The sequence below is a fragment of the Planotetraspora phitsanulokensis genome, assembly GCF_016863295.1.
Classification (GTDB): domain Bacteria; phylum Actinomycetota; class Actinomycetes; order Streptosporangiales; family Streptosporangiaceae; genus Planotetraspora; species Planotetraspora phitsanulokensis.
The window spans coordinates 36692-49014 of the sequence record NZ_BOOP01000021.1 but is presented as its reverse complement, the minus strand read 5'-3'; the positions used below and the strand labels follow the sequence as shown (position 1 = coordinate 49014).

The following is a 12323-nucleotide window of genomic DNA, read 5'->3' as shown; positions in this document are numbered from 1 at the left end:
TGCGCCGGGAAGGCGGGCGAGGCCGCGCGCGGGCGACGGGCGAGGTCCCATTAGGGTGCCATTCCGAACGAACATTGCGGAAAGGCAGCAGGTCGTGAACTCTGTGGATGTCCCGCCGAGCCGGAGTCGAGCACGCAGGTACGCGGCCATGATCGCCGCCCTGGCCGTGATCGCCGTGTCCCTGGCGGCCAACCTGTCCCGGCAGGAGCCCGGCATCGCGGCGCGCGCCGACGCGATCGAGCAGTTGGTCACCCTGCGGCCCGACGGCAGCGTCATGCTGGCCCGGCCCGGCGTGGTGCGTCCCGTCCTCGAGGTCTACGAGGACTTCCAGTGCCCCGTGTGCCAGGAGTTCGAGCGCGGGAACGGCAAGGTGGCGAGGCAGGCCGTGCTCCGCGGAGAGATCGTGTTGCTCATCCACCCCATGACGATCTTCAGCGAGTCGCCGATGCACGAGAACTCGCATCGGGCGCTGTCGGCCTCGTTGTGCGTCACGGACCCGGAGAAGTGGCTGGCCTACCACGACGCCCTGTACGCAGGTCAGCCGGCCGAGACGCAGGACGGCGGGTTCGCCGTCCCCGAACTGGTGGCCCTCGCGGAGAAGCACGGCATCCCGACGGACGACTTCGCCGCCTGCCTCACGTCTGAGGAGACCTCCGACAAGGCCGACGAGATGTCCCGGACGGCCTTGTCGAAGGCGGTGCAGGGCACGCCGACGGTCCGCGTCGACGGACAGGACATCGACTGGAGCGCCCCGTGGGGAGGCGCCGAGCCCGAGCAGCAGGCCACCACCGTCTGAGCCGTCGGCCCGGCGCCTTCCTACGCCGTGGCGGCCTCGGGGTGGGAGCCGGTGGCTCCGTCGATCAACTCCCGCAGGATGTCCATGTGACCCGCATGGCGGGCCGTCTCCTCGATCATGTGGATGAGCACCCAGCGCATCGACACCGTGGCACCGTGCCATGCCGTGCCGACGGTGTCGACGTCGACCTCCTCGACGACCTTGTCCGCCGCCGCCCGCGCCCGCTCGTAGAACGCCAGGATCTGCTCGGTCGTCTCGTACGGCAACACGTGCATGTCGACGTCCGGGTCGTCCTCGTCGGCCGGGAACGGCTCGGTCTCCCGCCCGAAGGTCTCGCAGAACCAGCCGTACTCCACACTCGCCAGGTGTTTCACCAGGCCGAGCAGGGTGGTGCCCGACGGGGTCATCGGCCTGCGAAGCTGCTCGTCGTCGAGCCCCCGCAGCTTCCAGACGACCACGTCGCGGTGGCGGTCGAGGCTGACATGCAGGCTGGTCTTCTCGTCGGCGGTGTACGGCACGTGTCGCATCATGGGCACGACCGTAACAACCCGCCCCGACACTCCTCCCACCGTGCCGCCCCGGCCTCAGCCCTCGTCGAGCAGGGCGCGGACTCTCGGGACGACCTCCTCGGCGAACAGGCGGAACTGCGTATCCGGCGCGCCCGTCGGCCAGAAGACGAACGTGTCGAAACGCAGCCGGGTCGCCCAGTCGGCCAGGGTCTCGGCCCACGACTCGACGGGGCCGTTCAGCCCCTGACCGCCGGTTCCGGGCCCGATCGTGCCCAGCACGTTGTAGATCCGCCGGATCCGGTTCGGGTCGCGGCCCGCGTCCGTCGCGGCCTCGTCGATGATCTCCTGCAGCGGTGGCACCTCGCCGGGCGAGATGTAGATGTTCAGCGGGCACACCCATCCGTCGGCCAGGTCACCGATGAGCCGGAGCATCCGCGGCTTCTGCGCGCCCACCCACAGCCCGATCTCACGACTCGGCGGAGGGCCGGGATGGTAGCCCTGGATCCGGTGATGGTCGCCGAGGAGGGCGAACGGGCGAGCCCCCCAGGCGGCCCTGATGACCTGCAGGGCCTCCCGCGTGGCCTCGACGTTCTGGGCGGGCGTCCGCGACGGGCCACCCATCCCGGCGATGGCGTCCGCGAACGCCCCCGCGCCCACGCCGAGCTCGATCCGGCCACCGCTGAGCAGGTCCAGCGAGGCGGCGGCCTTGGCGAGCATCGCCGGCGGCCGCAACGCGAGGTCGGCGACGTCGGGGAAGAATCCGATCCGCTCCGTCCGGGCGGCCAGGTGGGTGATCAACGTCCAGACGTCGAGGAACCCCGGCTGGTACGGATGATCCTGGATGGCCACGAGGTCGAGCCCGGCGGCGTCCGCGATCCGTGTGAGGGTCGTGATCTCGTCGATGGCCGCGGCGTCGGGTGTGACCGACACGCCGAACAGGACGGGCGGGCGCGAAGCGTTCACTGCCCTGTTCACTGCCCTGTTCACTGCCATGGCCACCTTCTCCACTTCCGCAACGTCGGGTTGATCGACTTCTCCTCGAAGTCGAGGTGCTCCAGCAGGTGGGTGCCCAGGTCGGTGAGCGCATTGGCCAACTGCCGGCGAGTGCCGGCGTTCTGACCGTCGCCGAGGGCCTTCGCGAGGTCTTCGACCGTGTCCAGGAGGACGGCCACCTTCTTGTGATCGGATTCCAGGCGGTCCACCGTCCGCCCGAGAGAGGGGTCGGCCCGGCGCAGGGCGGGGAACAACATCGCGCTCTCGGACTCGTGATGGTGGTGGACGAACCGGCAGTACTGCAGGCAGTTGACGCGCAGCTGCCACAACGGCCCCCGCGTCTGCAGGGAGCGGATCGTCGTCGTGATCTGTGAGACGGCGGCCCCCGAGGCGACCTTGGCGGCCAGCTCCTGCACGGTCCGGAGATCCTGCCGGACCATGTCGTGAACCCAGGCGAGCTCGCGCACCAGATGCTCCCCGGGCGCCCCCGGTGAGACCTTGCGTTCAGTCATACCGTGGACCGTACCAGATGATTGACGCTCTTCAATTATTTATGACTGGCATATCGTTGACAGTCTGTTAGCATGCGGACATGGCACTCGAGGACGTCCCGACGGCGACGAGCAGCACGGACCGGCTCGGGTTGCTGCTGGCCCGGCACGGAGCGATCGCCAACGTCCGCATCCGCGACGCACTCGGCGCCAACGGGCTCACCCACCGACAGGGCGTCGCGCTGATGAACCTGGCGAGCGCCGGGCGGATGAGCCAGCAGGCGCTCCTGGAGACCCTTGAGGTCGACCCCAGCGTCCTCGTGGTGATCCTCAACGACCTGGAGCGCGACGGTCTCGTCGAACGTCGCCGCGACCCCGCGGACCGGCGCCGCCACATCGTGGAGATCACGCCCGCCGGAAGGAAGGCCCAGTCCGTGGTCGAGGACGCGATCGCGGCCGTGGAGCGCGACCTGTTCGCCGACCTCGACGACGAGCAGGTCGCGCAACTGCGACTGCTCCTCTCGCGCGTCAGGACCTCGATCAACGATCCGGCCTGCACGGAGGCATGACCACGCCGCCCGACCATCACACCGGGACCGCGACGTCGATGATTGCGACGTCTTAGCCCACCCTTCTCCGCTCTTTGTGACGTTCGTGATGATCTGTGTCTTACGTTCATTCAATGACCTATTGTGACGCAATACACTCAAAGAGTTACTGGTTGTCCGTGTTGCGCAATGACGGTCCCGCGTCGCTTGTGGTGTTCCTGGTGGCGGTGCCGCTGTCGCTGGGCATCGCGGTCGCGTCGGGGGCGCCGATCGCCGCCGGCCTGGTGGCCGCGGTCATCGGCGGAGTCGTGGCCGGCGCGATGGGCGGATCGGTGGTGCAGGTCAGCGGTCCCGCGGCTGGCCTCGCGCTGGTCGTGGCCGAGCTCGTGCACAAGTTCGGCTGGCGGGTGACCTGCATGATCACATTGCTCGCGGGGCTGCTGCAGTTGTTGCTGGGCCTCGCCCGCGTCGCGCGGGCGGCGCTCGGCGTCTCGCCGGCGGTCGTCCACGGCATGCTCGCCGGTGTCGGCATCGTGATCGCGTTGTCGCAGGTGCACATCGTTCTCGGCGGCAAACCCCAGAGTTCCGCCCTGGACAACGTGCTGGCGTTGCCCGCGCAGATCGTCAACCACCACGGCCACGCCGTCCTGATCGGCCTGCTCACCGTGGGAGTCCTGCTGGTGTGGCGGCGGCTGCCGAAGGTCCGCGTCGTGCCCGCGCCGCTGGCGGCGTTGCTGATCGCCGCGGTGCCCGCGGCCCTGCTCGGCTGCCTGACCAAGATCGACCTCTCCGGCGGCTTCTCCTCGCTCCAGCACCCGCTGCTGCCGCAGGGCGAATGGTTCGCCGTCGTCTCCGCCGTCCTGCTCGTCGCCCTGCTCGCGGGCGTGGAGTCGTTGCTCACCTGCGTCGCGTCCGACCGGATGCACTCCGGACCGCGGGCGAACCTCGACCGGGAGCTCACCGCGCAGGGCGTCGCCAACGTCATCTCCGGCGCGTGCGGCGGGCTCCCCGTGGCCGGCGTGGTCGTGCGGACGACCACCAACGTCCGGGCGGGGGCGCGCAGCCGCTGGTCGGCGGTGCTGCACAGCGTCTGGATCCTGGTGTTCGTCACGGCCTTCGGCTGGTTGATCGGCCTCATCCCGATGGAGGCGCTCGCCGCGCTCCTGATGTTCATCGGCGTTCAGATGGTCAACCTCGGCCACGCGCGCAACCTCCGCAACCATCGGGAGATGCCGATCTACTTCGTGACGATGGGCGGCGTCGTGGTGATCGGGCTGGCGGAAGGCGTCGCCATCGGGCTCGGTCTGGCCGCGCTGCTCGCGCTGCTCCGGCTCACGAGGGTCTCGGTGCGGGCGTGGGCCGCCGACGACGGACGCTGGAGGATCGCCGTCGACGGCTCGCTCACGTTCCTCGCGGTCCCCCGGCTGACCAAGGCGCTGGCCGCCGTACCGGCCGGAGCCGCCGTCGACCTCGACCTCAACATCGATTTCCTGGACAACGCGGCCTTCGAGGCGCTGCAGGCGTGGCGGCTGGAGCATGAACGAGGCGGCGGCACCGTCGACGTCGACGAGGTGCACGGCGAGTGGTACGTCAACGCGCGCAGCGGCGCGCGGACGTCACCGGGGAAGACGCACATGCGGCACGACCAGTGGTGGCTGCCGTGGGCCTACCGCCGTGGCGGCCTCGACACCGCTTCGCCGTCCGGCGCGGAGCGGGAGCCCGGACACGCGGACCGCGCGGACGCCCCCGACGACGCCGACGCCCAGGCCGCCGTCCTCGGCGCGGTGCCGGTCGCCGGCGGCGAACAGGCGGACGACGATCCGGCGCTGCCCGGCCTGATCGAGGGCACGCGGGAGTTCCAGCGGCGGACGGCGCCGCTCATGCGTCCGCTCCTGCACGGGATGGCCCGGCGGCAGGCGCCCACACACCTGTTCATCACCTGCGCGGACTCGCGGGTCGTGCCGAACCTCATCACCGCCAGCGGCCCCGGAGATCTCTTCACCGCGCGCAACATCGGGAACCTGGTGCCCCGCGCCGCGAGCGCGCCGCCCGACGAGTCGGTCACCGCCGCGATCGAGTACGCCGTGGGGGTGCTGGAGGTGCGGACGATCACGGTGTGCGGGCACTCGGGATGCGGCGCGATGTCCGCCCTACTGGGCACGACGCCCGACCTTCCCGGGCTGCGCGGCTGGCTCCGCCACGGACGGCTCAGCCTGGACCGGTTCCGGTCCTTCGAGGAGTCGGAGGACGCGCTCTCCGACGCGAGCAGGCTCGACCTGCTCTGCCGGATCAACGTGATGCAGCAGCTCGACAACCTGCGCACCCATCCGCTCGTCGACGAGCACGTCCGGTCGGGACGGCTCGAGCTGACCGGCCTCTACTTCGACATCGGGACGGCCCGCGTGCACGTGCTCGACGACGACGGTTTCGTCCCGGTTCTCGAGCGGTCGGCGACGGTGTGACCACCGACGCGAACGTGGTCATGCGCTCGGGGAATGCGCATGACCACGTGACGGCAGAGAGTACCTAATCGGCTGACGAGCGACTTATCGGGCGGTCCCGCCGTGCACCTGCGCGCCGGCCGTCCGGGCTGCCGCGGTGCGGGCGGCCGGGGCGGGCCGCACGTCGGGACCGGGCAGGTCGCGGCTGAACGCGTAGACGACCGCCGCCGTGACGATGGCGCCGGTGTTCAGTGCGAGAGCCTTGTCGTCGATGTTGGCGATGGTGTCGCAGGCCTGGTGGTAGCAGCCGTCGTAGGCCTCGCCGGCCGTACCGCCGAACAGCGCCTGCTCCTCGGGCGTCTTGGTTCCCTCAGCGCCGGTGAACAGGCCGCCCGAGGGGATGCCGACGGCGATGAACGGCCCGTAGTCGGAGCGCCCGTCGAAGTCGGTGCCCACGTGCCCCTGCCTGAGCGTGTCGAAGTACTTCGCGAAGAGCTTCTCGATCTCGTCGGAGCCGGGCGGCCCGGCGGGGGAACCCGTCGCGTCCGAGTCGTCCCCGTCATAGATCTTGAACGCGTAGTTCGGCGAGGCGACCATGTCGAAGTTGAGGTACAACTTGATCTTGGCCGCGTCCGCCGGAGACAAGTTCGCGACATAGTGGTCGGAACCGAGCAGGCCCAGTTCCTCCGCGCTCCAGAACGAGAAGCGCAGCTTGTTCCTGGTCGGGATCTTGCCAAGCGTCCGCGCCGTCTCGAGGATCGCCGCGCTGCCCGAGCCGTTGTCGTTGATCCCGGGACCGGCGAGCACGCTGTCCAGATGGGCGCCGAGCTGGACCACCCTGTTCGGGTCACCCCACTTGGAGTCCGCGATGACGTTGTACGTCGTGCGCATCTCGCTCGTGGTGTCGGTCTTGAGGTGCACCACGGTTCCCGCGGGGCTCGCGAGGTCCTCGCCGACGGCGAAGCTCACGCCGACGACAGGGATCGTGACCGTGGGCGTCGTCAGCCGTCCCTGGAGGGTCTCGGTGCGGCCGGGCTGGCCCTCGTTGAAGACGATCACACCCGCGGCGCCCGCCGCCTGCGCGTTGTCCGCCTTCACCTGGAAGTCGCAGGTGCCGCGCTGGAGCAGGGCGATGTTCCCGGGGGCGAACGAGGCGAAGTCCGACGCCTCGCACCCTGACGTGCTGCTCGGCGTGGGCGCGGGCGGCAGCACCAGGTCGACGTTCTGCACGGTCGCCGTCACGTCACCCGCACCCGAGTACGTCATGGTCGCGAACTCCCCGACCGAGCTGCCGTCGGGCGGAGTGGGCGCGTAGGTCTTGGCGTCCGGGGAGGTCTGCTGCATCGTCGCCGTCGAGTGCTCCTGGAAGAAGGGGAACTCGAACGGCTGGATCGTGACCTTGTAGCCGGCCTTCTTCAACTGTCCCGCCACGTAGTCGCGGGAGGCGTCGAACCCGGGCGTGCCCGCCGCGCGGGTGCCGCCGTTGGCGTTCGCTATCGCCTGCAGCTTCTGCAGGTGCTGTTTCACTCCGGGAGCGGAGATCGATCGTGCCAGGGCAGAGGGATCGGGATCGGCACTGGCCGGTCCGGCGAGCGCCAGGGGTAACAGGAGCGCGGCGATCGCGGTGGCGACGCCGGCCCTGCGGCTTACGGGGATGCGCATTGGTCCTCCTTTGGATCCAATGACGGGAGATCCGCGTACCTTCCTCAGGGAACCTAACCTCAGTCAGGACTCCCGTGAAGGGCCCTCCCGAGCATCCGAACATGATTCAGCTTGTGCTGAATTCAGTTCTTGCTTTACCGTGAACGAGTGCCTGCCACTCCATCCGGTCCCCGTGTCGTCGTCGACGCGGACGCGCTGGCCCGCGTCGGCGTCGCGCTCGCCGACGCCACCCGCCGCCGTCTGCTGCTCACCCTGCTCGAAGGACCGGCGTTCCCCGCCGATCTGGCCGAACGGCTCGAGCTGACCCGCGGCAACGTCTCCAACCATCTGTCCTGCCTGCGCGGTTGCGGGCTCGTCACGACCACGCCGGTGGGCCGGCGCGTACGCTACGAGCTCGCCGACCCCCGCCTCGCGGGCGCGCTGGCCGACCTGGCCTCGCTCGTGCTGGTGGTCGAGCACGACGAGTGCCCGCCCGGCTCGCAATGTTGCGACGACGACGATCCGAAGCACGAGTCGAGGCCGACGCCATGACGGCGGCCTCGATCGGCCCGTCCCCCGCCAGGCGCCTGGCGCTCGCGCGGCGGATCCGCCTGCTCGTCGCGGCGACGATCACCTACAACGTCGTCGAGGCGGCGGTCGCTCTCACGGCCGGGGCCGCCGCCTCCTCCGCCGCGCTCGTCGGGTTCGGACTCGACTCGGCCATCGAGGTCGCTTCGGCTCTCGCCGTGGCCTGGCAGTTCTCCGGCGCCGACCACGAGCGCCGGGAACGCGCGGCGCTGCGGATCATCGCCGTCTCGTTCTTCGCCCTGGCCGCCTACGTGTCCTTCGACGCCGTCCACGCGTTGCTCGGCGCGGACGAGGCCGCCCACTCCACGACCGGGATGGTCCTCGCGGCGCTGTCCCTCGTGGTCATGCCGGTGCTCTCCCGGGCACAGCGCCGGGCCGGGCGCGAGCTGGGTTCGGCCAGCGCGGTGGCCGACTCCAAACAGACCCTGCTGTGCACGTACCTGTCCGCCGTCCTGCTCGTCGGGCTCGCGCTGAACGGCCTGTTCGGCTGGTCGTGGGCCGACCCCGTCGCCGCCCTGGTCATCGCGGTCGTCGCGGTCAAGGAGGGGCGTGAGGCGTGGCGCGGCGACGCCTGCTGTGCCGTACCGGGTGCCGCCGGAGCGGAGCAGGAAGAGGGCTGCGCCGGCGGATGCGCCTGCTGCGGGACCTGAGCCCGCGACGGTCCGCGCCCCGCGCGACCGGGACGGGTCAGCTGAGGAGGAAGCGGCTCGCCGGTCGGCCCGGCGCGACGCCGTCCGTCGCGTAGACCGCGCCCGCCCCCTGCGGGATCGGCTCGAGGCCGTACGCGGCGGTGGTGACGAGCAGCCGGCCGTCCACCAGGCAGACGCTGGTCGGCTGCGGGGTGGGCACGGGCACGACGCGGTCGAGGCGGCCGTCGGGCGCGTACCGGTGCACGGCGGATCCGCCCCACACCGCCACCCACAGATGGTCCTCCTCGTCCACGGTCATCCCGTCGGGGCCGCCATCCGCGATCGAGACGAACGACTCAGGCTCGCCGAGGTCGCCGGTGACGGGGTCGACCGTGTGACGGTCGATGCGGCCTTCGGCGCTGTCGGCGAGGTACATGGTCCGGCCGTCCGCCGTGAACGCCGGCCCGTTGGGGATCGTCAGGCCGGTGCGCACCGTGGTCACGCTCAGATCGGCGTCGACGCGGTAGAGCGCCCCCGCCCCGGGAGTCCCGTCGTACGGCATGCCGCCCGCCCAGAACCGGCCCGCCGGGTCGCAGACGGCGTCGTTCACGCGGTTGCCCTCGGGCATCGGCTGATCGATCCAGTCCAGCGCGCCCGTCGCCTGGTCGAGCAGCGCGAATCCCCTGCCCGCCGCCGCGATCCAGGTGCCGGGACGGCCGGCGACCGGGGCGACGGCGCCGAGCGGCACGTCGACCCTGAGCAGTTCCTCGGCCGGCCCCGGCCGATCGGCCGGGGCGGCCAGCAGCCTCCCGGCGAGGATGTCGACGAAGACCAGCCGTCCGTCGACCCACCTCGCCCCCTCGCCCAGCTCACAGGAGGTCGGGCTCCAGACGTCCATGTCTCACCTCGTTCAGCGCAGCGTGGATCCGGGCAGGGCGTCGAGCAGCCCGAGTTCGGCACGGGTTGGCAGTCCCTCCCAGTCGCCGGGAGACGCGACGGCGAAGGCTCCGGCGGTGACGGCGCGTTCGAGGCACCCGGCCAGGTCGAGGCCGTCGAGCAGGCCGGACAGGTGACCGGCGACGAATGCGTCCCCCGCCCCGACGAGGTCCGTGACGGGCACCCGCCGGGCCTTCACGTGGAGGGTCTCGGCGAGGGTGTGGCCGCTCGCGCCGTCGGCTCCGCGCTTGACCACGACCTCGGACACCCCCGCGTCCAGGAGCGCCGCCACCCGCTCGTGCTCCGTCGTGGCCGAGGCGGGAGCGACCAGTTCCAGTTCGTCGTCGGACGCGATCACCACCGACAGCCGGGACGCCAGCGGACGGAGGACCTCGGCGGCCGTGTCCCGCGACCACAGGCGCGAGCGGTGGTTCACGTCGAGGCAGACTTGCACGCCCGCGTCCGCCGCCGCGCGCACCGCCGCGTCGACGGCGGCCGCGGGACCGAGGCCGAGCGCCGGCGTGATGCCGGTGACGTGCAGCAGCCTCGGCGCGGGGTCGAGTGCGGGCAGCACGTCGGCGGTGTCCAGGTAGGAGGCGGCCGACCCCGCCCGGTGGTAGATGACCCGGGTCAGGTCGCCGATCCTGCGCTCGAACAGGATGAGTCCCGTGGGCCCCCTGCCGTCCGACCGCGCGTGCGAGACGTCGACGCCCTCTGCGCGGAGGGTGCGGAGCACGAGTTCGCCCGTCTCGTCCGCTCCGACCAGACCGGTCCAGCGGACCCGGTGGCCGAGGCGGGCGAGGCCGATCGCGACGTTGGACTCCGCGCCCGCTACCGACAGCCGCATCGTGCCGCCGAGCCTGATGGGGTCGCTCGCCCGCAGAGCGGCCATCGTCTCGCCGAAGGTGGCGACGTCGATCACAGCGCGTCCAGGAAGCTCTTGATCCGCTCCCTGAGTGCGTCGAGGCTGCCGCCCGCCGCGGCGTCGCCGACGAGCGGGGAGCCGACGCCGACCGCCACCGCGTCCGCGGCGAGGTAGTCGCGCGCCTCAGCGACCCCGACGCCGCCGACCGGAACGAACGGGATGTGCGGGAACGGGTCACGCAGCGCGCGCAGGTGGCGGACTCCGCCGAGCGACGCCGGGAACAGTTTGACGGCAGTCGCCCCCTCGCCGAGCGCGGTCACCGCCTCCGTGGGGGTCAGCGCGCCCGCGAGCACGGGCAGCCCCAGGTCGCGGCCGGTCCGCACGGCCTCGCTCACCGCCGGGGTGACGAGGTAGGACGCGCCCGCGTCCGCCGCCGCGCGGGCGTCGTCGGCGGTGACCACCGTCCCCGCGCCGAGGCCCGCGGACTCTCCGAGCGCCTGTCTCGCGTCCCGGATCACCCGCAGCGCGTCGGGGGTCACGAGGGAGACCTCGATGAACTCCACGCCCCCCTCGGCGAGCGTGATCACCGTGCGCAACGCGGCGTCCGCGTCGGTCCCGCGGACGATCGCGAGCAGGCGCCGCTCGGTCAGCGTCTCCAGAAAGATCTGTTCCTTCACCGGTTCATCCGTTCCGCGTTCATCCGTTTCGCGGCCAGGGGAAGCCGCGTGTTCCGCGCCGGTCACCATTCGGCGAGCCCGCCGTCGTCGTGCCGCCAGACGGGGTTGCGCCATGCGTGCCCGATCTCGTCCGCCCGGCGTACGGCGGCCTCGTCTATCTCCACGCCCAGTCCGGGAGCCTCCGGCCGCGCGGCGTGGCCGTCCACGAACTGGAAGACGCCGGGGTCGGCGACGTAGTCGAGCAGGTCGGCGCCCTCGTTGTAGTGGATGCCGATCGAGTGCTCCTGGATCAGGAAGTTCGGCGTCGCGAAGGCGACCTGCAGACTGGCCGCCAGCGCGATCGGGCCGAGCGGGCAGTGCGGGGCGAGTTTCGCGTCCCACACCTCGGCGAGCGCGGCGATCCTGCGTGTCTCGGAGATGCCGCCGGCGTGGGAGAGGTCGGGCTGGACCACGGCGATCCCCGCTTCGAGAGCGGGCCGGAAGTCCCATCGCGAGTAGAGCCGCTCGCCCGTGGCGACGGGGACGCTGCTCGCGGTCACCACGTCGCGCAGCAGGTGCGGCCGGTCGGGCAGGATCGGCTCCTCGGCGAACATCGGGTGGTACTCGGCGATGAGCGGCAGGATCCGGCGCGCGTCCGCGGCGGAGACCCGGCCGTGGAAGTCGACGGCCACGTCCCGGGCCGGGCCGAGCACCTGCCTGGCCAGCGCCACCCGGTCCACCACCGCGGCGACGTCGGCCGCGGTCGCGAGGACCGCCATCCGGCCGGCGGCGTTCATCTTGACCGCCGTGAAGCCGGCCTCGATCCGCTCCGTGATGCTCTCGGCCAGTTCGGCGGGCTCGTCGCCGCCGACCCAGGCGTACATGCGGACCCGGTCGCGGACCGGGCCGCCGAGCAGCGCGTGGACCGGGGCACCGTAGACCTTGCCCGCGATGTCCCACAACGCCTGGTCGAGGCCGGCCAGCGCGCTGGACAACACCGGCCCGCCCCGGTAGAAGCCCCCGTTCGCCATCACCTGCCAGTGGTCCTCGATGCGCAGCGGATCCTGCCCGACCAGATACTCCGCCAGGACGTGCACGGCCGCGCGCACGGCCTCCGCCCTGCCCTCCACGACAGGCTCGCCCCACCCGACGACGCCCTCGTCCGTCTCCACGCGGCAGAACAGCCAGCGCGGAGGGACGAGGAACGTCTCGATCCTGACGATTTTCACC

13 protein-coding genes are annotated in these 12323 nt (G+C 71.5%); 5 read left to right on the top strand and 8 right to left on the bottom strand.

The window, feature by feature from the left end:
- Positions 1-148 precede the first annotated feature (148 nt).
- Complete coding sequence (locus tag Pph01_RS22600) at positions 149-796, top strand: DsbA family protein (protein WP_204075143.1); 648 nt, start codon at positions 149-151, stop codon at positions 794-796.
- A gap of 20 nt (positions 797-816) precedes the next feature.
- Here Pph01_RS22600 and Pph01_RS22595 read toward each other — a convergent pair whose 3' ends face one another.
- From Pph01_RS22595 to Pph01_RS22585, 3 genes are read right to left on the bottom strand one after another with little or no spacing between them, the layout of a single operon-like run.
- On the bottom strand, positions 817-1326 hold the full coding sequence (locus tag Pph01_RS22595; protein WP_204075142.1) for a DinB family protein: 510 nt from the start codon (positions 1324-1326) through the stop codon (positions 817-819).
- A gap of 54 nt (positions 1327-1380) precedes the next feature.
- Entirely contained in the window at positions 1381-2268 is an 888-nt protein-coding gene (locus Pph01_RS22590; protein ID WP_239116931.1) for an LLM class flavin-dependent oxidoreductase, read from the bottom strand.
- Between the two features lie 20 nt (positions 2269-2288).
- Positions 2289-2810: a hemerythrin domain-containing protein gene (locus tag Pph01_RS22585; protein WP_204075140.1), complete on the bottom strand. Its 522-nt coding sequence runs from the start codon at positions 2808-2810 to the stop codon at positions 2289-2291.
- A gap of 80 nt (positions 2811-2890) precedes the next feature.
- On the opposite strand from Pph01_RS22585, the gene Pph01_RS22580 reads away from it, so the two are divergent.
- Positions 2891-3358, top strand: a complete 468-nt coding sequence (locus Pph01_RS22580; protein ID WP_204075139.1) for a MarR family winged helix-turn-helix transcriptional regulator — start codon at positions 2891-2893, stop codon at positions 3356-3358.
- A gap of 158 nt (positions 3359-3516) precedes the next feature.
- A complete protein-coding gene (locus Pph01_RS22575; RefSeq protein WP_239116930.1) occupies positions 3517-5799 on the top strand; it encodes a SulP family inorganic anion transporter in 2283 nt (760 codons plus the stop codon).
- Positions 5800-5883: 84 nt separating this feature from the next.
- Here the strand turns inward: Pph01_RS22575 and Pph01_RS22570 are convergent, their stop codons facing one another.
- Positions 5884-7440, bottom strand: coding sequence for a M28 family metallopeptidase (locus tag Pph01_RS22570; RefSeq protein ID WP_204075137.1), 1557 nt, complete (start codon positions 7438-7440; stop codon positions 5884-5886).
- A 147-nt stretch (positions 7441-7587) separates the two neighbouring features.
- Between Pph01_RS22570 and Pph01_RS22565 the strand changes: the two genes are divergently transcribed.
- Positions 7588-7971, top strand: a complete 384-nt coding sequence (locus Pph01_RS22565; RefSeq protein WP_204075136.1) for an ArsR/SmtB family transcription factor — start codon at positions 7588-7590, stop codon at positions 7969-7971.
- Positions 7968-8657 carry a cation efflux transmembrane domain-containing protein gene (locus Pph01_RS22560; protein ID WP_204075135.1) on the top strand — a complete coding sequence of 230 codons (690 nt, stop codon included), beginning with the start codon at positions 7968-7970 and terminating at the stop codon, positions 8655-8657. The genes Pph01_RS22565 and Pph01_RS22560 overlap by 4 nt, the downstream gene beginning before the upstream one ends.
- Before the next feature lie 37 nt (positions 8658-8694).
- Here Pph01_RS22560 and Pph01_RS22555 read toward each other — a convergent pair whose 3' ends face one another.
- The 4 genes from Pph01_RS22555 to dgoD form a co-directional block, all read right to left on the bottom strand.
- Positions 8695-9534, bottom strand: coding sequence for an SMP-30/gluconolactonase/LRE family protein (locus Pph01_RS22555; protein ID WP_204075134.1), 840 nt, complete (start codon positions 9532-9534; stop codon positions 8695-8697).
- Between the two features lie 12 nt (positions 9535-9546).
- On the bottom strand, positions 9547-10494 hold the full coding sequence (locus Pph01_RS22550) for a sugar kinase (RefSeq protein ID WP_239116929.1): 948 nt from the start codon (positions 10492-10494) through the stop codon (positions 9547-9549).
- Positions 10491-11114 (bottom strand): bifunctional 4-hydroxy-2-oxoglutarate aldolase/2-dehydro-3-deoxy-phosphogluconate aldolase, encoded by a 624-nt coding sequence (locus tag Pph01_RS22545; protein WP_239116928.1) that lies wholly within the window; start codon positions 11112-11114, stop codon positions 10491-10493. Before Pph01_RS22545 ends, Pph01_RS22550 begins: the two co-directional genes overlap by 4 nt.
- Positions 11115-11176: 62 nt before the next feature.
- Positions 11177-12322: a galactonate dehydratase gene (gene dgoD / locus Pph01_RS22540; protein WP_204075132.1), complete on the bottom strand. Its 1146-nt coding sequence runs from the start codon at positions 12320-12322 to the stop codon at positions 11177-11179.
- Position 12323: the final 1 nt, after the last annotated feature.